At 37.8% G+C, this 20,788-nt stretch carries 17 protein-coding genes; 15 read left to right on the top strand and 2 right to left on the bottom strand.

Annotated features, from left to right (window positions below; translation table 11 throughout):
* Positions 1–587 precede the first annotated feature (587 nt).
* The 8 genes from GQR44_RS01095 (at position 588) to GQR44_RS01060 (ending at position 9,672) form a co-directional block, all read left to right on the top strand.
* Positions 588–1,538 carry a sugar ABC transporter substrate-binding protein gene (locus GQR44_RS01095; RefSeq protein WP_166368372.1) on the top strand — a complete coding sequence of 317 codons (951 nt, stop codon included), beginning with the start codon at positions 588–590 and terminating at the stop codon, positions 1,536–1,538.
* An 83-nt stretch (positions 1,539–1,621) separates the two neighbouring features.
* Positions 1,622–2,806: an ABC transporter permease gene (locus GQR44_RS01090; RefSeq protein ID WP_166368370.1), complete on the top strand. Its 1,185-nt coding sequence runs from the start codon at positions 1,622–1,624 to the stop codon at positions 2,804–2,806.
* 1 nt (position 2,807) lies between these two features.
* On the top strand, positions 2,808–3,587 hold the full coding sequence (locus tag GQR44_RS01085) for an ATP-binding cassette domain-containing protein (protein WP_166368368.1): 780 nt from the start codon (positions 2,808–2,810) through the stop codon (positions 3,585–3,587).
* Between the two features lie 363 nt (positions 3,588–3,950).
* Positions 3,951–4,562: a hypothetical protein gene (locus tag GQR44_RS01080; protein ID WP_166368366.1), complete on the top strand. Its 612-nt coding sequence runs from the start codon at positions 3,951–3,953 to the stop codon at positions 4,560–4,562.
* A 122-nt stretch (positions 4,563–4,684) separates the two neighbouring features.
* On the top strand, positions 4,685–5,755 hold the full coding sequence (locus tag GQR44_RS01075) for a hypothetical protein (protein ID WP_166368364.1): 1,071 nt from the start codon (positions 4,685–4,687) through the stop codon (positions 5,753–5,755).
* Between the two features lie 142 nt (positions 5,756–5,897).
* The gene (locus GQR44_RS01070) at positions 5,898–6,632 is read left to right on the top strand and encodes an NYN domain-containing protein (protein ID WP_166368362.1); all 735 of its coding nucleotides are present in this window, start codon (positions 5,898–5,900) and stop codon (positions 6,630–6,632) included.
* Between the two features lie 1,136 nt (positions 6,633–7,768).
* Positions 7,769–9,142 carry a HipA domain-containing protein gene (locus GQR44_RS01065; RefSeq protein WP_166368360.1) on the top strand — a complete coding sequence of 458 codons (1,374 nt, stop codon included), beginning with the start codon at positions 7,769–7,771 and terminating at the stop codon, positions 9,140–9,142.
* Positions 9,139–9,672 carry a helix-turn-helix transcriptional regulator gene (locus GQR44_RS01060; protein ID WP_346774305.1) on the top strand — a complete coding sequence of 178 codons (534 nt, stop codon included), beginning with the start codon at positions 9,139–9,141 and terminating at the stop codon, positions 9,670–9,672. Before GQR44_RS01065 ends, GQR44_RS01060 begins: the two co-directional genes overlap by 4 nt.
* Before the next feature lie 85 nt (positions 9,673–9,757).
* Here GQR44_RS01060 and GQR44_RS01055 read toward each other — a convergent pair whose 3' ends face one another.
* Both GQR44_RS01055 and iolG read right to left on the bottom strand, forming a co-directional pair.
* Positions 9,758–10,585 carry a sugar phosphate isomerase/epimerase family protein gene (locus GQR44_RS01055; protein WP_166368358.1) on the bottom strand — a complete coding sequence of 276 codons (828 nt, stop codon included), beginning with the start codon at positions 10,583–10,585 and terminating at the stop codon, positions 9,758–9,760.
* Between the two features lie 146 nt (positions 10,586–10,731).
* Positions 10,732–11,715 carry an inositol 2-dehydrogenase gene (iolG, locus tag GQR44_RS01050; protein WP_166368356.1) on the bottom strand — a complete coding sequence of 328 codons (984 nt, stop codon included), beginning with the start codon at positions 11,713–11,715 and terminating at the stop codon, positions 10,732–10,734.
* Between the two features lie 602 nt (positions 11,716–12,317).
* On the opposite strand from iolG, the gene iolE reads away from it, so the two are divergent.
* The 7 genes from iolE to iolD all read left to right on the top strand — a co-directional run bounded on the left by iolE (position 12,318) and on the right by iolD (position 20,708).
* A complete protein-coding gene (iolE, locus tag GQR44_RS01045) occupies positions 12,318–13,211 on the top strand; it encodes a myo-inosose-2 dehydratase (RefSeq protein ID WP_166368354.1) in 894 nt (297 codons plus the stop codon).
* A 138-nt stretch (positions 13,212–13,349) separates the two neighbouring features.
* On the top strand, positions 13,350–14,528 hold the full coding sequence (locus GQR44_RS01040; protein ID WP_166368352.1) for a Gfo/Idh/MocA family oxidoreductase: 1,179 nt from the start codon (positions 13,350–13,352) through the stop codon (positions 14,526–14,528).
* Positions 14,529–14,538: 10 nt separating this feature from the next.
* Positions 14,539–15,537, top strand: coding sequence for a 5-dehydro-2-deoxygluconokinase (iolC, locus tag GQR44_RS01035; RefSeq protein ID WP_166368350.1), 999 nt, complete (start codon positions 14,539–14,541; stop codon positions 15,535–15,537).
* Between the two features lie 52 nt (positions 15,538–15,589).
* Positions 15,590–16,429, top strand: coding sequence for a 5-deoxy-glucuronate isomerase (locus tag GQR44_RS01030; protein ID WP_166368348.1), 840 nt, complete (start codon positions 15,590–15,592; stop codon positions 16,427–16,429).
* A 13-nt stretch (positions 16,430–16,442) separates the two neighbouring features.
* Positions 16,443–17,270, top strand: coding sequence for a class II fructose-bisphosphate aldolase (locus GQR44_RS01025; protein ID WP_166368346.1), 828 nt, complete (start codon positions 16,443–16,445; stop codon positions 17,268–17,270).
* 69 nt (positions 17,271–17,339) lie between these two features.
* Positions 17,340–18,161 carry a MurR/RpiR family transcriptional regulator gene (locus tag GQR44_RS01020; RefSeq protein WP_166368344.1) on the top strand — a complete coding sequence of 274 codons (822 nt, stop codon included), beginning with the start codon at positions 17,340–17,342 and terminating at the stop codon, positions 18,159–18,161.
* Between the two features lie 609 nt (positions 18,162–18,770).
* On the top strand, positions 18,771–20,708 hold the full coding sequence (iolD, locus tag GQR44_RS01015) for a 3D-(3,5/4)-trihydroxycyclohexane-1,2-dione acylhydrolase (decyclizing) (protein ID WP_166368342.1): 1,938 nt from the start codon (positions 18,771–18,773) through the stop codon (positions 20,706–20,708).
* The last annotated feature ends 80 nt before the right edge of the window (positions 20,709–20,788 follow it).

Here is a 20,788-nt window from a genome sequence, read left to right as displayed (position 1 = left end):
TGTTAGCAGTGTCAAATTCTTCGGCTATTGAGTGTCACTTTTAGCTTTATGGCTCTCTATTCTAAACTATAACCCCCTCTTTTTTTACCTCCCTATATAGTAATACAACTGTTTTTATAAATATTTATTCTTATTTTGAAAAATATTTTTCCATTGTTTCTTGCCGCTACTGAAGGCCTGCTACTGTTGATTGGGGGCACTATAAAGCACAATACGGTGTCTTTTTATGGCTGACACAACGATAAATGGCACTTTTTATCCATTTTTAGGGGGTTGAAGTGGTTTTTAAGCCTGCTTTATTGCTTAAACTCGACGTGGTTAACAATTATGCAACAATTGAGTTTTAAGCTGTAGCCTAACTAGATTTGAAAGATTAGTATGAGGTTGTTCTTTTATGAAAATAATTTTTCACTTCTTGTTTCTGTCATGATTCATCTTTTTATAAAGTGAGCATGACCACCCAAGAAAGGTAAATAACAGCTTCTAATAGTCAATTGAGAGTGAGGTTTAGCTCTTCGTATTATTAGAACTTATGTTTATAAGTAAACTTCATTTTTAAACCCAAAGTACTATTTAGGAGAGTCTTAATGAAAAAGTTTAAATTATTAACTGCAGCGGTTATGTCAGTCGCATTAGCAGCACCACTTGCACTGACATCTATGACAGCCTCTGCAGAGCGTTATGTCTTAGTAAGCCACGCACCTGATTCAGATAGCTGGTGGAATACAGTAAAAAATGGTGTGACATTAGCAGGTAAACAAATGGGGGTTGAAGTTGAATATCGTAACCCACCAACAGGTGACCTTGCAGACATGGCGCGTATTATAGAGCAAGCAACGGCTTCTAAGCCAGACGGTATTATTACTACGCTTGCTGACTTTGACGTATTAAGCGGTCCAATTAGAAGTGCAGTTGACCAAGGTATTAACGTGATCATCATGAACTCTGGCACACCAGCACAAGCGCGTGAAGTTGGTGCATTGATGTTTGTTGGCCAACCAGAGTTTGATGCAGGTTTTGCAGCGGGTTTACGTGCAAAAGGTGACGGTGTTAAATCATTTGTTTGTGTTAACCATGCTATCTCTAATGCCGTAGTTGGCGAACGTTGTCGTGGTTTTGCTGAAGGCCTTGGTGTAAAACTGGGTGATTCAATGCTAGACAGTGGCCAAGATCCTTCTGAAATTAAAAACCGTGTATTAGCTTACTTAAGCTCACATCCTAAAGTTGATGCGATCTTAACCTTAGGTCCTACTTCTGCTGATCCAACTATCTTAGCATTACAAGAAAATGGTTATGCTGGTGATATCTACTTCGGTACCTTTGACCTTGGTGAGAATATAGTAAAAGCCATTAAATCTGGCATCATCAACTGGGGCATTGATCAACAACCCTTCCTACAAGCTTACCTACCTGTAGTACTGCTAACGAACTATGACCGTTATGGAGTATTACCTGGTAACAATATCAATTCAGGCCCTGGCTTTGTAACAAAAGACGGCTTAGCTTTAGTTGAAAAATACGCGGGTGAATATCGTTAAAATCTAAATTAATAAGGCAGCACTATGATGGTGCTTGCCTTTACCTCAAACCATCTCAATTTAAAAATTTTAGAGGCCAACAGATGAATGAAATCACATCAACACAATCCATGAGCAGCGTAAAACCGGAGAAGCCTGTGTCAGAAAAATCAAACGAACTAGGTAAAACAAAACCGGATGAGCGTGTTAAAAATAGGTCAAGTTTTCGACAAGCATTGATTAGACCTGAATTAGGCGGGATTTGTGGGACTATATTGGTATTTTTATTTTTCTTATTGACTGCAAGCGACTCGGGCATGTTTTCTGCTGCGGGTGTCATGAACTGGTCAATTGTTTCATCGCAATTTATTATTATTGCAGTAGGTGCTTGTTTATTAATGATAGCTGGTGAGTTCGACTTATCAGTTGGGTCGATGATCGGGTTCAGCGGCATGTCAATTGCGCTACTCTCCGTCGTTTTTGGTTTACCTATGTGGGTGGCCATTATCGCAACGTTCATTTTATGCATGGGAATCGGTGCATTAAGTGGTTGGTTAGTGATTAAAACTGGATTACCTAGTTTCATCGTTACTTTAGCTTTCTTATTTATTCTTCGTGGTTTAACTATCTTTGCTGCAATTTCTACCACCAATAAAACCATTGTCGGTGGCATTAAAGATGCTGCACAAGGTGATTGGCTTGCCCCTGTATTTGGCGGCAAAGTATTCACTGGTTTATTTCAATGGATGGGTGATAACGGTTGGATTGAAACCTTTGAGCGTGGTTTCAAAAAAGGACAACCAGTTGTAGAAGGCATCCCAATGTTAATGGTCTGGGCTTTAATATTACTTGTATTCGGTCATTGGTTATTAACAAAAACAAAATTTGGTAACTGGATTTTTGCTTCTGGCGGCAACGCACAAGCGGCCACTTATGTTGGTGTACCAGTTAATCGCGTTAAAATCTTAATGTTCATGTTTACGGCATTTTGTGCCTGTGTTTTTGCAACATCACAAGTTATTGAGTTCGGCTCAGCTGGTGCAGACCGTGGTCTATTAAAAGAGTTTGAAGCCATTATTTCAGTGGTTATTGGTGGCGCATTATTAACTGGTGGTTACGGCTCTGTTATCGGTGCCGCACTAGGTGCAATTATTTTCGGAGTAGTACAACAAGGTTTATTCTTTGCTGGTGTTGAAAGCTCTCTATTTAGAGTATTCCTCGGCGCAATCTTATTATTTGCAGTAATACTGAATACATATATACGTCGCATGATCACAGGGGAGAAATAGTATGAGCGAACCAATTATTGAAATGAAAAAGATACAGAAACATTTTGGATCTGTAATTGCGCTCTCTGGTGTGTCCTTGAAAGTGATGGCTGGCGAATGCTTATGTTTATTAGGTGATAATGGTGCGGGTAAATCGACATTTATTAAAACCATGTCTGGTGTGCATAAACCGTCGGTAGGTGAAATTTACTTTGAAGGCAAAGAGATGGACTTTGATTGTCCTCGCGATGCCATCAACGCAGGGATTGCAACGGTTTATCAAGACTTAGCCATGATCCCGTTAATGTCTGTGGCACGTAACTTCTTTATGGGTAATGAGCCAACTAAAAAAATTGCAGGCATTAGTTTCTTTGACCATAAACTCGCTAATGAAGTTACCATGCGAGAAATGAAAAGTATGGGCATCCACCTGCGCTCTGCCGATCAAGCGATTGGTACTTTGTCAGGCGGTGAACGACAAACAGTAGCCATTGCGCGCGCGGTACATTTTGGCGCGAAGGTGCTTATTCTGGATGAGCCAACGTCTGCATTAGGAGTTCGCCAAACAGCGAATGTATTAGCAACCATTGATAAAGTACGTAAACGTGGCATTGCCGTGGTATTTATTACCCATAACGTACGCCATGCTCTTGCGGTAGGTGATCGCTTCACAGTATTGAATCGAGGTCACACATTAGGCACAGCCAAAAAAGGTGAAATAACGTCTGAAGAGTTACAAAACCTAATGGCGGGTGGTGCAACGCTTGCAACAATAGAAGGCTCACTAGCTGGTACTATTTAACCATCATTATATTGATACCCAAACCGGTTGGCCTGATTTGGGTATCAATAATTATGCCACCACGCTCTAAACCTCTCACCTCGATCAAAACCTCACATTGCTATTAAATTTCTTATTTCATATTCCAATACTCTCATTTTTAAAACTAATCCGTATTCCTGTTGTTAATACAGAATTATTCTATCTATCCACATGACGAAGATTTGATTATTTATTTTAAGTTATTGTTTTTAGACTTGATCAGCGTATTGTTGATTCAATTTTAACAAATTAAGGTATTCCGCATTTCCACCGGAAATATGGAATTTTTCTGTATAAGAAGCTGTTAGAACTCATGAGTAATCCAACTTTAGGAGAGTATTTTTGAATATTATTGGTTTTGTTTTATTAGTTGTCTCTATATTTTTATTTGGTTTGAAAGGAATGGCAGTTGAAATGGGAATTGCTGTTGCGGCTAGTGCTGTTTTTTTAGCTTTTGCAAATTTAGATAAATTTTCAAAATTTAAAGGTGCTGGGTTTGAAGCTGAACTCAAGAGTGTGGTAGATGAAGCCAATGCCACCGTTGAGCATTTAAAATCGGTCGCAACTCCTCTCCTAATAACGAACTTAGATCTCATTACTAATGCTGGACGCTTTGGTGGAGGAGATGCAATTAATAAAAGTCATGAGCTTTTCGATAAATTAGTCGCTTTAGAAACAGAAATTAGCCTAAAAGATGAGACTCTAGACGAAGCAAAAAGAAAATACATTCGTATAAATGCTTGGGATATGGTGAAAGAGCTTAGTGGTAATATCGAACGAGCTGGTGAAGATGAATTTTCTATAATTGCGAGTAAAAAAATTGGAAACCATAGTTTTGAATCAGCTCCAAATCTAGTAGAGTTCAAGCAATTACTCCATAACATAAACCTGAATGAAGCATGTAAAAAACAACTAAACCAAATAGAAAATTATTATTCTAAATATGAGCTCTAACAAGACAATTCAACAAGGACTAAAACAGCGGGCTATCGCTTCGCTATTTTAGCCCACAATTTTTAGCTTGTTAATATGGGCGTTGTACCCCTTGTGGTGGATTCAATCAATTAGGCCAAAATTTGAAAGATCTAGAAATATACCAATTAGCAGGTGATGTGCTTTCTTCTATAACTAGTGACTTAAATGAAGAAATTTATTTAAATCTTAATGGAAAATTATCTTTAGTATGGAGCGAGATCCCAACGGTAAACGCATGGGCTGAATCTTTGGCTCCTATTAATGAGCCACCTAACCACAAAATTGGTATTCATTATGAACTAGTCCGTCAACTATATAGAGATATTGAAGCTTTTTGTAAATATCTAGAAAGTGATCTTGATAGCAAGGCTTTTGACTTTTGGTTTCAAAATTTAGAACAGCCTATTGAAATGTTACCATCACTATTCTCTACTGAAGCTCAAAGAAAAAATATGTTCATTAGTGCGATTACGTGGGTATTTTTTCATGAGCTAGGGCACCTGAAGCAAGAACATGGATATATAAGAAGCCAATTTCTTAATACAAAACAAGAATTAATTAACGAATGTCATATTGAAAAAAACATAACGATTGAGGGGAAGACTGCTGCTATTTATCATGTGACTGAAATGGCAGCGGATTTTGAAGCGATTGACTCTTGCATCTCTGAGTTGATAAGACATTTTTCTGGTGAAGATTTAAAGGCGTCAATCTACTTATTTGTGTGTGGGATTTCCACGATATTGTATCGTTTCCATGGTGAAAAATCTCTTGATTTAGATTGTTTACCTAGAGGAAGTCACCCTAACCCATTAACCAGACTAGAAAATGTTATACCTCAAATATATGAATTTTTGAGTGTTTCTGAACTTCATAAACATATTGGAATTGAACTTAAGCGCGAAATGACTGTTGGGATGTGTAATCAAGCAGCTACGGCTGCGGGTTTATTTTGGCTTCGATGTAGAACTCAGCAACCAGAAATACCAGATGAGTACTTTCTAATAGGTAATTTAAATCGAACTAACGGGAAAGCCTATTTGCGAACGATTATTGAAACATGGGATGAAATAGAACCTTCTATAAAAGACTTGCGTAGATTTGGCCATTACTTTGGATTGTTACAGTTCTCTGAATACACCAGAAATAACATATTAGTGCTAACAGAATAAGTTTTAAGCCAGGGCATGGCAAAGCAATTAAACGTTACTAAAACAGTGGGTTACGTTTAACTTCGCTTCACATTTTAACCCACTGTCTTAGTCCGCTTATTACCGCGTTGATTCCATTAACTATAGAGAGTGTTCTCCATATATGAGAAAAGAAAACTTTAATATCGCCGTATACATCGATATGGAAAATGTTTGTGGTATTGATTTTAGCCTAGAAGAAATAATGAAGTCTTTTACTAAATCAGACCAGGATAATCTTAACTTCATATTTGCAATAAAGTCTGCATATGGAGAGCAGTCCAAAATGCCGGCTAAATTTAAAAAGTCGGTTGTTGATCATAACTTTAATATTATAGACACTCCTCATATATCAAAAAGCAAGAATCGAGCGGATTTATTGATGAGTCTAGATGCCTTTGAAACTCTTTATTTAAATACACCAGAAATAGATCGCTATTGCTTCATGACTAGCGATTCTGACTTTACTGTTATTGGAGACAGGTTAAGAAAATTTGGCAGAGAAGTGTGGTTAGCTTGTAGGAGATCAGATAAAGATAGAGTAATTTTATCTAAAGCGTTTGATAACATGATCTTTCTTGAAGACTATAAATTTGATGAGATAAAAGTAAAACGAAAAAAAGTAAATGTAATTGAATCATTATTTGTAGAAGCATTAGGTTACATTAACCACAGTAAATTACCTGTTAATGTGTCAGTTATAAATGACAGAATGAAAAGTTTAGACCCTAGTTTTGATGTGTCAAAAACGGAGTACAAGCGTTTTAATCGTTTAGTCGAAACAATGATTGAACAAAACTGTATAAAAGTTGATTTTGGCAAGAGGGCAAATCGTCTTCTTGAAATTAACATCGGATAACAAACAAGGATAGGTGTCGCACAGCCGACACCTTATCTGGTTGTTGGACAAGCCCGAACGAGGCTCTCTGCTTTATATAGTAAATAGTGGAATTGGTTTCTGGCTGGCTCAATGATTCAACTTTCTTTAAGACGAGTCTCGCTAGTATACAATTGATACCTAAATTATATCAGTATGTTATATGTTGAATGCCATAAAAACGCAGAACACAAACTTTAATCAACATTTATACTTTACTAATAACAACTTAAAATAACCTGAAGTTAAATCCTTAACCTTCTTCACCCTTCGTGCCTTTGTGGTTAACCCGCTTTTGAGCTTAAAAATAAAGCAACCACGAAGCGCTTCGCTTCACGAATAACACCCACAACCTTTAATCAACATTTATACTTTACTAATAACGACTTAAAAATAATCTGATATTAAATACTTAACCTTCTTCACCCTTCGTGGTTAACCCGCTTTTGACCTTAAAAAAGGCCTCAAGGTCGGTTAGAGCGACAATAAGGCCAAAAGGGTAAGTGAACGTGCTGGACACCCACAAACTTTAATCAAAATTTACACTTTACTAATAACGACTTAAAAATAATCTGAGATTAAATACTCAACCTTCTTTACCCTTCGTGATTAACCCGTTTTTGACCTTAATGATAGAGCTATATATCCACAAACTTTAATCAACATTTATACTTTACTAATAACAACTTAAAATAACCTAAAGTTAAATACTTAATCTTCTTCACCCTTCGTGCCTTCGTGGTTAAACCGCTTTTGACCTTAAAAAATGGGGCAAGTCTTGTCTTTTGCCTATCGCCTTTACAGTTCAATTTCCGTCAGCCCAAGCATCGCTACAGGTTCCGATTACTCAATTCATACTAAATATAGTTAAGTACCTAATATCAAAAATGGGTATTATAGTACTCAAAAATGATTTTAATGTTAATTATTGAGTACCATAAGACGCATTAATATTTTATCTGAAGATATTCAATAAATTATCTCTAAACATCAAATCAATGGGTCGGGTTGTGGTTAATAACTCAACATCAAAAAATATTGAGTACTATAATGAACTTTATTTCGATAATTGTTCTTTTTTGAGTGCTATAGTGTTCATTATTATTGAGGGGGATTCTATGAAGGCGATTAATTTTGAAAATTTAAATGAGCTAACGGTACAAGCTTTCATTGATAACTCATGGAAGGATATTGCGAAGATTACATTCCCGAATAATGCTAACTACACCTATGATATTAGCGAAGTTGATTATGAATTTGATTATGCAATTGACCATCTTTCTGAGGATGACCATCATGCAGTCTCTATTAATCATCCTGTTGAATTATTTTTTGATGGTAATGGGCAACGAGGTTGGTTGAAGTTCATTGACGATATTATTCCTAGTGGTTCAAGTCGTAAATACTGGTTAACCCAAATAGATACTGAAGGGATGTCTAGTAATCAACAAAAGTTTGTTTTACTTACATACGGTACTATTTCTCCCATTGGCAATTTACGTATTAAAGAGTCTATCGAAGCGATTGATAAAATACCTACGCAATATTTCCAAGTTTCGGAAGTCACAAGCAGAGCTGCAGACTTTTTGAGTTATGCACAAACTCGAGGCGCAGCAGCAGGCGGGGCAACAGGTGCGGGTGGAGAAGCACCGAAACTTTTGTTAAGACGTAGTAAAGATGATCTTGTCTGGATAGATACCTATCAAGAAAATACAAATGTGGACGATATGTATTATCTTGTTAAATTTCCAAGAGGGAATAAAAGGGGAGTTAACGATGCGGTACTCGTCACCGAATACCATTATTATCATGAGTTAACCGATATGGGGTTTATTACTATACCTGTAGCAAACATGAAGTTAGAACAAGGTGAAAACTATCATTCACTTTGGTTGCCAAGGTTCGATATAGAGACTCAAGCAGATGGGACGACCAAACGTTATGGTATGGAATCTGTGTATTCAATGTTAAGAAAACAACCTGGTGCTATTTTAGATCATGGTGAAACAATACGTGATTTGATTACGCTGATCACTGAAAGTAATACGGTGAAAGAGAAAAAACTGCACTTTGATGTAGAGGCATTTATCATCGAATGGGTTCGTCGTGATCTGTTAAATGTTGCCTTTGGTAATAGTGATAACCACGGAAGAAATACATCATTCTATAAAGATGAAAAAGGAATAAGGTTAACACCCATCTATGACTTTGCACCTATGAAAGCAGATCCAGAAGGTATACCTCGAACAACTAAATGGGCTGCGCCAACTTTAGAGCTTGGTGGTGCATTTAACTTTGTTGAGATTGCATACTCCTTGAGTGATTTAATTGAACCAGAACACTTATTAAGCGAGCTAAAAGCAACAGCGCGTCAGTTAGTAGGTTTAAAGCAGAGGCTAATAGTGCGTGGTGTTCCCGAACAAATAGTTAATATGCCTGCAATTGGATTTGACTTTCTTGATGAAAAATTAGAACAGTGGGGCTTGTTGTGAAAAATAAAAGTTTAACGGATACCGTCAACTTCTTAAAAAAGCATAATGCAGATAGGAATATGAAATTTAATAGTGAGGGTGAACGTATCAATGCTAAAAATGATGAGTCACAGAGGAAAGTTAAATTATCCGGTGTGCCTGTTGTTGTGCATAGTGGGGAAGCCGATGAAGTTAAAGTAAGGCAACGTTCGTCTAATAATACTGCCATTAAAGATGCTCAGTTACGCAAGGCGGTCATTAATAGTGTTATTGCTAAATTACTATTTTCTGAGATTACTCAAGGAGATGCTTTAATTCAGCTACGCATTCAAGTACTAGGTTTTAACCAAGAAAAGTATGCAAAATTAGTTAATGTTTCTCGTAAAAAACTTTCAGATATAGAAAATAATAGAAGCAACTCAAGCGTGGAAATCTTGAATAAAGTGTTTAAGCCTTTTGGTTTAAACGTAGGGCTGATTCCAATATCACCGACAGTATTAAAAGATGTGCTTGAGGATTATAATAATTTTACTGCTTATCTACCCGAGTAGTTAAAGCTTCAGCAGCACAATAAAAAAGGCCTCAAGGTCGGTTAGAACGACAATGAAGCCAACAGGGAAAGGGTATTTTAAAGGGTTATTTAACGAGTTTTTTCATGCCTGATAGCATTTTCTCTGCTGTCTCATAATGATCACCTTCCCATAGTTGATCATTTAAAAATTCACCGGAATAGAAACCGTCATATCCTGTAGATTGGATAGCATCAATCCATTCCTGTAGTGGGATTTCACCTTCACCAATTAAGCAACCTCGTAACTCTTTTTCATCTACCCAAGGTTGGTTTTCAGCAGGTCTTAGACCATCGGAAATATGTATGTTGTAAATTAGCTCTTTGTCTACTTTAGCGACTTGCTCTAAGGTTGCGCCTCGGCAAGACCAAAGATGCCAAGTATCTAATACAAAGCCAAAATTATCGCGGCCAACGGCATCATGTAAACGATGATAATCATCTAATTTTGCAATAGGTGTCCACGCTGCACCTTCAAACTGAAAGCGAATGTTATGCTCTTTACCGATATCTGCAATGTGTGTAATATTTTGCGCGGTGATTTTTATGTTGTCTTCAACTGATAGGCCATTGAGCCCTTCAAATGAGTTTACTTGAATAGTGGGAGCGCCAATCTCGCTTGCAAATTGACATAGGGTTTCAACTTGTTTGAACACACTTTGTTGTGTCGCTTTATCAGGTGCTTCAACACTGCCGATGATATCAATTGCAGAGGGTAAAATGCCTGCATTATCTAGTTTCGCTTTTAGGTCGGCACTGCTTAAGCCACTATTTATATAACGCCATAATTTTTCCGTATGGATTTCTAAACCTTGATAGCCAGTTTCTTTTGCAAGACGAATATCGCTTACAATATTGTTATGTAAAGAACACATGCCGTGTAATGCAAATTTCATACAATCACCTATTCATTGTCTTGAACTTAAATCCAAGCTTTTTGATAGCAAATAAGAAAATAAACCACTGTTGGTTTATCTTCTTTAATACCAGTAGTTAACCATGTTGTTGATGGTTTATTTTTAACGTTTTAGTAACGCAGTCTTTATAATGTTACTGTTTTGTTAGTCTGTAATGACTCTAGTGCCGCATCTGCTAACGCCAGTGCTCTTTCACCATCTATACCAGGTGATAATGACTCCGCTCCACCTAAGACTTCAACAAAATGGTTCCATTCATTTTTGTAGGCTCCTGCATAACGTTGTAAAAAGAAGTATTCAGGGTTTGCTTCAATAGTCCCTTGGTCACCGAATTGTTTGACTGAGTTTTCATTGATGTTACCTGCAGTTAAGAGGCCTTTACTGCCATGTACTTCGATTCGTTGATCGTATCCGTAACCTGAGCGTCGGCTATTATTAATGGTTGCAATCGCACCCGATGCAAAAGTTAAAACAACCACTGACGTATCAATATCACCGGCTTTAGCAATTTCAGGATCAACCATACAACTACCGTATGCGGTAATGCTAGTAGGTTCTTCATTCATTAAATAACGTGCCATATCGAAGTCATGAATAGTCATATCTCGGTACATGCCACCTGAGATCTTAGTATATTCTGCTGGTGGAGCAGAAGGGTCTCGAGAGGTGATGATCAGTGACTCAATTTGTCCAATTGCATTCTCACTTAAGCGACCCTTTAATTCGTTAAAGTGCGCATCGTAACGACGATTAAAGGCGATAAATAAGATGGTGTCGTGTTGCTCAACGACTTTGAGGCAATTACGTACTTTTGCTAAATCGAGATCGATGGGTTTTTCACAGAAGACTGCTTTACCATGGGCTGCCGCTAACTCTATAAGGTTGACGTGAGTATGCGTTGCAGAGCAGATACAGATGGCATCTACATTTGGATCTGCCATTGCTTCTTCTGTAGTTTGAATTTTGGCATCGTACTTTTCAGATATCTCTTCTCGCCCTTCTACGTAGGGGTCAATAACCGAATAAAGATTAGTTTGAGCATGATCATGAATGTTTTGTCCATGAATGCGTCCAATTCTTCCAACTCCAAATAATGCAATATTAAACATACTGTGTTCCTTAAAGTGTCAATGTGCTGTCATTTATGATTTTGTGTTTACGTTGCTTTCGCTTTTAACCTTTTCCTACTCTAACTGCCATTTATAAGGCTTAGAGAGGGCTTTAACCAGTTTACGGCTTACTCGTTTCGGTAAGTGCTGTTTATAGGTCTTTTTAAAATAAAAATTAATCTCTATTACTGGGTGTGCAAATAAAGTTTTTCAATAGAAAAATATTTTTCATTTTTATTGGTGGGTTGATATTATTGTTTATTTTATCAAAGCGCTATTTCTTTACTATTTATTTTTATTGAAACGTTAAGCTTATCACGGGGTATAAATTTAACAAAAATAAAACAAATTAAGTTGTTGTTTTTTATGTATTTTATTTTTAAATGGTTTTTTATGTTAATTTTTTGTTTTACTTGAAAATAGAGGGTCAATAAATTTTTTCCAAAAAAAGTTGATAAAGCACTAAGTATTAATGAAAAAATATTTTCATTATATTTTTTTTGACGTATATTCGATTTGGCTAGCGACAAGTCAATGCTCATTAGGATTTAAAGCTTGTACGCTCAATTCATTCAGTAACCACAATTAATCCGGAGATAAGTATGAGTAAAGTTCAATATGGTATTAGCCCTTTAACTTGGACCAATGACGATATGCCAGAGCTAGGTGGCGATATCCCGCTAGAAACGTGTCTAAGTGAAATGGCTGAAGCCGGTTTTACAGGCACTGAGCTTGGCACTAAATATCCAAGAGATCCTGAAATATTAGTTCCTTTACTTAAAAGTCACGGTTTAGTTCTCGCATCTGGTTGGTTTAGCGGTAACTTAATGACCAACACTGCAGAGCAAGAAATTGAAGCGATGCAAACGCATATTAAATTATTGAAAGCCGCTGGTTGTAAAGCAATGGTATATGGCGAAGTGAGTAATTCTGTACATGGTGATATCGCCATTCCTGTTTCTAAACGTGTGATTTTAAACGATCAACAATGGCAAGAATACGGTCAAAAAATTACTGTTGTTGCTGACTATTTATTAAACGAGCATGGCATTAAGCTGTCTTTCCATCATCACGTGGGCACTATTTGTGAGACCGAAAAAGACATTGATACCTTTATGGAAGTGACGGGTCCTTCTGTCTTTTTAACCTTAGACACGGGTCATATTACTTACGGTGGTGGTAACCCTGTGAATATTATTAACCGCTGGGGTGATCGTATTGGGCATATGCATTTTAAAGATTTACGTTTAGAAGTGATGGAAGCGGCACGTGCTGCAGATAAATCATTCTTAAGTGCAGTATTAGATGGCGTATTTACTGTACCTGGTACCGGTGATGTTAATTACGATGATGTTTTCACTGCATTAAAAGCACGCGATTATGAAGGCTGGTTATTGGTTGAAGCGGAGCAAGATCCTGCCAAAGCTAATCCATTAGTTTTTGCTAAAACGGCTTATCAAAATATCTCTGGTTACGCACAAAAATTTGGCCTATAAGCCGCTGACTGTTTAGCAAGGTACCTTTGTTTGTTAGGAAATGAATGCGTATAAAAGGTTTAACGGAGCATGTTAGGCCTTTCATTAGTCACTTGTAGTCGTTTTGTTTCCTGCTATTTAATGAAATGTGAGAACAACATGTTTAATGAAGAAAGTCATTTAAAACAGCCTATTCGTTGGGCGATGGTCGGCGGCGGTCGTGGTAGTCAAATTGGTTATTCGCATAGAAATGCAGCGCAACGAGATGGTTTATTTAAGCTTGTTGCCGGCTCCTTTGATTTAGACGCTGATCGTGGTCGTGATTTTGCGGTGAATTTGGGCATTGACGGAACGCGTTCATATGCAACTTATAAAGAGATGTTTGCACAGGAAAAAGGCCGAGAAGATGGTATTCAAGCTGTCTCAATTGCAACACCTAACAGCACTCACTTTGAAATATGTAAAGCAGCATTAGAAGCTAAATTACATGTTATTTGTGAAAAACCGCTGACTTTTACCACGGATGAGGCGTATGTGCTTAAAGCGTTAGCTGCTGAAAATAACTGCCTTATTGGTGTGATGTACGGTTATTCAGGTTTCCCTATGATCCACCAAGCTCGTGAAATGGTTCGTCGTGGTGATCTCGGTGATATTCGTGTTGTTAATGCGCAATTTGCTCATGGTTTTCATAACGAAGAATATGAGAAAGATGATCCAAGTTTAAAGTGGCGTGTAACACCTGCCGCATCGGGTCCTACTTATGTATTGGGCGACCTAGGCACACATACTCATTTTTTATGTGAAATGATTACTGAGATGGAAGTTGAGAGCCTATGTTGCATGCGTCAAAGCTTTATTAAATCGCGCGCGCCATTGGAAGATAATGCGCATGTGATGCTTAAATTTAAAGGTGGTGCTGTTGGTACATTATGGGCATCTGCAATTAATTCAGGCTCTATGCATCAACAAAAAATTCGCATTGTTGGATCGAAAGCATCGATTGAATGGTGGGATGAATTTCCAAATCAACTTCGTTATGAAATTCAAGGTGAAGCACCTCGTGTATTAGACCGAGGTATGCCGTATCTATATCAAGATGATCAAGGTGTTTCATGTAACCGAATTGGTGGTGGTCATGCTGAAGGTTATTTTGAATCTTGGGCTAATTTATATGCTCGTTTTGCCTATGCATTTAATGCCGTTGCAGAAGATGATCAAGCCGCTTTAGATAGCATGTGGTTTCCAGGTATTGATGCTGGCATTGAAGGTACCCGACTCTGTGAGAAATGTGCTGAGTCTGCAGATAACGGTTCGCAATGGGTTAATTTTAAAGACTAAGGAATAAACAATGGCACAAGTGAATTTTTTACAAGACAGAACGTTAGATGCAATTGTATTAGGGCGTGCAGGTGTTGATTTATATGCTCGTGAAGCGAATACGGATATTGCCGATGTCTCTGGTTTTGAAAAATATGTCGGTGGTTCTGCGGCTAATATTGCCGTAGCGATTAATAAGCTGGGTGCAAAGGTAGGTTTTATTGGTTGTGTCGCAGACGATTCATTTGGGCGTTATGTACAGGGTTATATGGAAAAACAGGGTATTAACCTTGATGGCATGATGGTTGATGGTAGTGGTTCGCGTACTTCCGTCGCCTTTACGGAAATGAAACCGAGTGATTGTGATGTTTTAATCTATCGCAATAATGCTTCGGATTTAATGCTGAAAACAGAACAAATTGACCCTGATTATATTAAAAAAAGTAAAACATTAATTGTTACCGGTACGGCATTGTCAGCAAGTCCAAGTCGTGAAGCTACCTTATTAGCAATGCAATATGCACGTAGTGTTGGTACCGTCGTGGTGCTAGATGTGGACTATCGTCCAATGACTTGGCGCAGCGATGTTGATGCCTCTATTTATTATGGTATTGCAGCTAATCTATCGGACATTGTGATTGGCAATCGTGAAGAGTTCGACATGATGGAAACAGTGGTCGCACCCGGTAATACGGATGATGATCAAACTGCGGCCCGTTTTTTACAAGGAAATTCACAGATTGTGATCATTAAAGCGGGTGAACTAGGTTCGCGTGTTTATTGCAAAGATGGTCATCAATTTGAACAAGGTATCTATAGAGTTGAGGCGAAAAAACCATTTGGCTCAGGCGACTCTTTTGCTGGCGCGCTGATTTGGACATTAACGGCTGGCGGTACTTTAGAACAAGGTGTTAGTAATGGTTCAGCTGCCGCTGCTATTAACGTCAGTGGCACCAGTTGTACTGAAGCTATGCCGACTAAAGACGAGCTGGAATCTTTTATTGCAACATTTGAACAAGCTGCTCGTTAAAACAAACAATATGATTTTGATTTACTAACTAAAACTAATTAGGAATATTAATATGGGAAAGCACATCGCACCTTTTGACAATAAGAACCAACCAATTATTGATGTAAATGATGATACGACACCTTTATGTTTTTTTAATCCAGTTAAGTTAAAAAAAGGTGAAACATTTACGCATCAAGTTGCCGGCTATGAAAGTGTTATCGTTTTAGGCGGAGGCACTTGTTCTATCGTTGTTGGTGATCAAACTTTCCCTAATATTGGTAAGCGTGCCAGCATTTGGGATGGAGATCCTGAATCTGTTTATGTGCCTGTTGGTATGGTTGCCGAAATCACTTGTGATAGTGATGAAGCGAATATCATGATTGCAGGTGGTCTTTACGATGAAGTCCTAGCGCCTTTTGCTGTTACTACCGTAGACAAAATTCAATACGGCTCTGACGATACTAAAACACACCGTAAAATAAAGCATATTTTAGGGCAGGCAAATGCACCGAAGCGTGGCCGTTTATTAGTCAGTGAGTTATTTACTGTGGGTGCCGGCGGCTGGTCTGGTTTTCCTGCTCACAAACATGATTGTGACCGTGGCGAGTTAGAAACAAATTACGAAGAAGTTTATCAGTTCCAGTTTAACCCTGGGCAAGGTTTTGGTGCGCAATTCCTTTATGAACATGAAGATGACTGTGGACCGGTTTATCACGTTAAATCAGGCAGTGTTATTGCTATCGATAAAGGCTATCACCCAAGTGTTGCTGCACCAGGATATGAGATGTATTACTTCACTATTATTGTGGGTAAAACCTCTAAATCATTAGTGCAACATTTTGACCCTCATCATGAATATCAAGTACATACTATTCCTGGTATCAAAGACATGATTAATAAATTTAAATAAAAAGGATTTTTTTATGCTTGTTAATTTAAATGATGTTTTGCCTGATGCGGCGAATAGTGATTATGCAGTACCTTGCTTTAATATCTTTGGTTATGAAGATGCAAGGGCCATTGTAGATGCTGCTGAGGAAGTTAAAAAGCCGGTTATTTTGGCATGCAATAAAGATGTGATTGATTTTTATGGGCCTGTGATTGCAGCCACGATGTTTAATGAGTTAGCTAAAAATAGCTCACAAAAAGTAGTGTTGCATCTGGACCACACCTATGAAGAACATATCGTTTATCAAGCGATTAAGGCTGGCTTTAGCTCTGTGATGTTTGATGGTTCGCAACTTTCACTGGCAGATAATATTGCCCGCACCAAAAAAGTCGCTGAAGTAGCGCATGCATGTGGTGTGAGTGTTGAAGGTGAAATTGGATCTGTTCCTTATCAAGAAGGGCGCGACCATATCAAAACTATTGATACCAGTCCTTTAGAAGCGCAGCAATATGCAGAGCAAAGTGATTTGGACTGTATTGCGCTATCGATTGGTAACGTACATCGTTTAACGGAACCAACCAGTGTCATTGATTTTGAGTTGTTAAAGCAGGTTGAAGCATTAGTGACTAAACCTTTGGTTATTCACGGTACCAGTGGTATTCGCGATGAAGATATTTTAAAACTTAAAAAAACCAGAGTCTCAAAATTTAATATTGGCACTTCTTTACGACAAGCATTGGGGCATAATTTACGCGATTATATGAATGCTGAAGCCGAAAAATTTGATCGCCTGTATTTTATGAAGAAAGCCATGCCTCATGTCAGAGAAGAAGCGATTCGATGCTTTAAATTATTGTCTTAGACTGAGTTATTGGTTAACCTTTACTAACACCTAAGTAGTGACTTAGGTGTTTTTTTGAGAGTAAAAATAATGCCGAAAAAAATTGAAGTTGCAACAACGTTAGATACATTTAAAGATATCCTCGCTGAACGCTATGACACATTAAGTAATCGCCTTAAACAAGTGGCTGATTTTATTAGCGAAGAACCGATGGTCGTTGCTTTTGAAACCATGTCAGTTATTTCAGTTAAAGCCGGTGTTCCTATTTCTACCTTGAGTCGCTTTGCTAATACTTTTGGCTTTGATGGCTTTAGTAAAATGCAACTATTGTTCAGTGATCAGTATTTCCATAAACCTCGAGATTATAAAGAACGTATTAAACGAGCAAAGCAAGAAGGCTCAATGCAAGTTGACTCTATCCAAGGTATATTTGAAAGTTTAGGTGATTCAAATATTAGGGCCATGGAAGATGTATTGGTCGGGATTTCACCCTCTAAGTTAGAAGATGCAATCAAGTTACTTGCAAATGCGAGAACTATTTATGTGCAAGGTGCGCGACGAGCTTATCCCGTTGCTAGTTATCTTTCATATATGCTGATAAAAGAAGACTTAAACGTCGTCCTGTTAGATGGCCCCGGTGGTATGAGTTCGCCGATGCTAAAACAGATGAAAGACAGTGATGTATTGTTGATCACTACCTTTAAACCGCATGCGCAGGAATCTATTTCTGCTATTGAACGTGCAGATAAAGTTGGCGCTAAGATTGTTGCTATTACTGACCATCAAATGAGTGAGTATGGCCGAAAAGCAGATATTTGTTTTGAGATTGTTGAAAACGATGTGCTGGGTTTTCGCTCTTTAACCTGCGCGATGTTTATTGCTCAGACGCTAGCCGTAGGCTTAATGCTATAACCTATAACCTATAACCTATAACCTATAACCTATAACCCAATAACCCTATAACCCTATAACAGATAACAGCTAGCAGAGTTCTCTAATAGGCACTTCAACCTTGATGTGGCTAAATAGACGGTTATTTCTTATTTATCATTTATAAAATAACTCCTTTACTGTAAGGAGTTATTAGTACTCTTTTCGCCTCTTTTTATACATCCATTTATCCTTCCGCTTAAACAGAACCTATATTTTATTCGATCTCAATATTTTTAATTTCATTAATTGAAAAATATTTTCTATTTTTTGTTTTTAATATATTTATTATAAGCAGTTATTGAGCTTTTCTTTCTTCCCTATTTTCTGTTAATTGTATAGTAGTTATTTTTAGATAAGTGCTTAATATTATTGTCACTTTAAATATGTTCATTTAAAACAGTGTGTTGCATTGTTATTCTTTTCTGGTTGTTAATATAACATGATGCGTTTAACACTTTTATATCAAACCACTATTAATCAACCCATTTCGTTAATACTATGCATTACGTTTGAAATTTATTTTCTATTTTGCATTTTTAATGTTTTGTGTGGTTTGTAAAAAGCCTATTATTACCCTGGAGCAAATATATGAACACCTTTCGATTAACTACCGGACAAGCCTTAGTAAAGTTCTTAAATCAACAATATGTTGAGGTCGATGGCCAGCAAGAAAAATTTGTACATGGTGTGTTTACTATTTTTGGGCATGGCAATGTACTTGGGTTAGGCCAAGCTTTAGAGCAAGATCCTGGCGATTTAATCGTACATCAAGGTTGTAATGAACAGGGCATGGCACAAATAGCAGTAGGTTTTGCCAAACAACATAAAAGAAAGAAAATATATGCCGTTAGTGCCTCTGTCGGCCCAGGTAGTGCAAACATGATCACTGCAGCTGCTACGGCAACGGCTAATCGCATTCCAGTTTTACTGTTGCCTAGTGATGTATACGCTTCGCGCCAGCCTGATCCTGTTATTCAACAAATTGAACAGTTTCATGATTATTCAATCTCAACCAATGATGCGTTCCGTCCTGTTTCTAAATATTTCGACCGAGTTGTACGCCCTGAGCAATTAATGACCGCCATGATTAATGCTATGCGTGTGTTAACAGATCCTGCTGATACGGGTGCTGTGACTATCTCTCTCCCTCAAGATGTGCAGGGTGAAGCCTATGATTTCCCTGAATATTTTTTCAAAAAGCGTGTTCATCGTATTGAGCGTCGCCCTGCTTCAGAAGCCATGATTGAAGAAGCTGTAGAAGCATTTAAAGGCAAGAAAAAACCATTGTTAGTTTGTGGTGGTGGAGTACGTTATTCAGAAGCTCACGATGCATTTAAGGCCTTTGCTGAAAAATTTAATATTCCATTTGGTGAAACACAAGCAGGTAAAAGTGCGGTGCCTTTTGATCATCCATTAAACTGTGGCGGTATTGGTTCAACGGGCACTTATTCTGCCAATGTTTTAGCTAAAGATGCGGATATTATTATTGGTGTTGGTACGCGAATGACTGATTTCACTACGGCATCAAAATCACAATATCAACATCCAGATGTGAGCTTCATTAATATTAATGTAGCCAGTTTCGACGCTTATAAACTAGATGGCGTTCGCATTATTGCTGATGCTAAAGTGGCTTTGAATGCATTGTCTGACGCATTAGAGAAACAAGGTTACCAGTCTGAGTATACTGATCAGATTGTTAATGCTCGTAGTGCTTGGGCTACAGAACTTAACCGTCTTGATAATGTTAGTTATGACCAAGATAAATTTCAACCAGAAGTAGAAGGGCATTTAGATAATACAATTCTGGATGAGTATGCTGAAGTACTACAATCTAAATTATTGCAAACACGTGTATTAGGGCTTTTAAACCAAGAGCTATCCGATGATGCAATTATAGTAGGCGCAGCAGGATCATTACCTTCTGATTTACAACGAGTATGGCGACCTAAACAAAAAGATACTTACCATATGGAGTATGGTTACTCGTGTATGGGCTATGAAATTGCTGGTGCAATTGGCGCAAAAATAGCTTGTCCAGATCAACCTGTTTATGCGGTATTAGGTGATGGCTCTTACATGATGCTGCATTCTGAATTACAAACGGCGATTCAAGAAGGGATTAAAATCGATATCGTATTATTAGATAACATGAGTTTTGGTTGTATTAATAATTTACAAATGGACAACGGCATGGGCAGCTTTGGTACGGAAAATCGCTTTAGAGATGCCAAAACAGGTAAGTTAACGGGTAAGTCTGTGCCCGTTGATTTCGCTAAGAATGCCGAAAGCTACGGTTGCGTCACTTATACCGTACGTAACGATGAGGAGTTAATTGCAGCAATTGCTGATGCTAAAAAACAAACGGTTGCGACTTTAATCGATGTAAAAGTACTGCCTAAAAGTATGACTCATGGTTATGAATCTTGGTGGCGTTGTGGGATTGCAGAAGTAGCTGATAAACCTGAAATTAACCAAGCTGCTGATAAGATGAATGCGATGGTTAAAAAAGTCCGTCAATACTAATATTTTTGCTAGTTAGTGTTTAATTCTTGATGCTCATCAACAACAACTAGCTATAAATTATGTTGAACTTAAGGTACATA

Origin of the sequence: Psychromonas sp. SA13A, assembly GCF_011378715.1 — a bacterium.
Classification (GTDB): domain Bacteria; phylum Pseudomonadota; class Gammaproteobacteria; order Enterobacterales; family Psychromonadaceae; genus Psychromonas.
The sequence above is the reverse complement of the archived record's forward strand: the minus strand, read 5'-3'. Positions and strand labels throughout refer to the sequence as shown.

What these genes read in the sequence shown, in the direction of transcription:
- GQR44_RS01090 (WP_166368370.1), top strand. Translation starts at nt 1,622, where the DNA reads ATGAATGAAATCACATCAACACAATCCATGAGCAGCGTAAAACCGGAG.
- iolG (WP_166368356.1), bottom strand. Translation starts at nt 11,715, where the DNA reads ATGTTTAATATTGCATTATTTGGAGTTGGAAGAATTGGACGCATTCAT.
- GQR44_RS01095 (WP_166368372.1), top strand. Translation starts at nt 588, where the DNA reads ATGAAAAAGTTTAAATTATTAACTGCAGCGGTTATGTCAGTCGCATTA.
- GQR44_RS01085 (WP_166368368.1), top strand. Translation starts at nt 2,808, where the DNA reads ATGAGCGAACCAATTATTGAAATGAAAAAGATACAGAAACATTTTGGA.
- iolD (WP_166368342.1), top strand. Translation starts at nt 18,771, where the DNA reads ATGAACACCTTTCGATTAACTACCGGACAAGCCTTAGTAAAGTTCTTA.
- iolC (WP_166368350.1), top strand. Translation starts at nt 14,539, where the DNA reads ATGGCACAAGTGAATTTTTTACAAGACAGAACGTTAGATGCAATTGTA.
- GQR44_RS01055 (WP_166368358.1), bottom strand. Translation starts at nt 10,585, where the DNA reads ATGAAATTTGCATTACACGGCATGTGTTCTTTACATAACAATATTGTA.
- GQR44_RS01020 (WP_166368344.1), top strand. Translation starts at nt 17,340, where the DNA reads ATGCCGAAAAAAATTGAAGTTGCAACAACGTTAGATACATTTAAAGAT.
- GQR44_RS01040 (WP_166368352.1), top strand. Translation starts at nt 13,350, where the DNA reads ATGTTTAATGAAGAAAGTCATTTAAAACAGCCTATTCGTTGGGCGATG.
- iolE (WP_166368354.1), top strand. Translation starts at nt 12,318, where the DNA reads ATGAGTAAAGTTCAATATGGTATTAGCCCTTTAACTTGGACCAATGAC.
- GQR44_RS01030 (WP_166368348.1), top strand. Translation starts at nt 15,590, where the DNA reads ATGGGAAAGCACATCGCACCTTTTGACAATAAGAACCAACCAATTATT.
- GQR44_RS01065 (WP_166368360.1), top strand. Translation starts at nt 7,769, where the DNA reads ATGAAGGCGATTAATTTTGAAAATTTAAATGAGCTAACGGTACAAGCT.
- GQR44_RS01025 (WP_166368346.1), top strand. Translation starts at nt 16,443, where the DNA reads ATGCTTGTTAATTTAAATGATGTTTTGCCTGATGCGGCGAATAGTGAT.
- GQR44_RS01070 (WP_166368362.1), top strand. Translation starts at nt 5,898, where the DNA reads ATGAGAAAAGAAAACTTTAATATCGCCGTATACATCGATATGGAAAAT.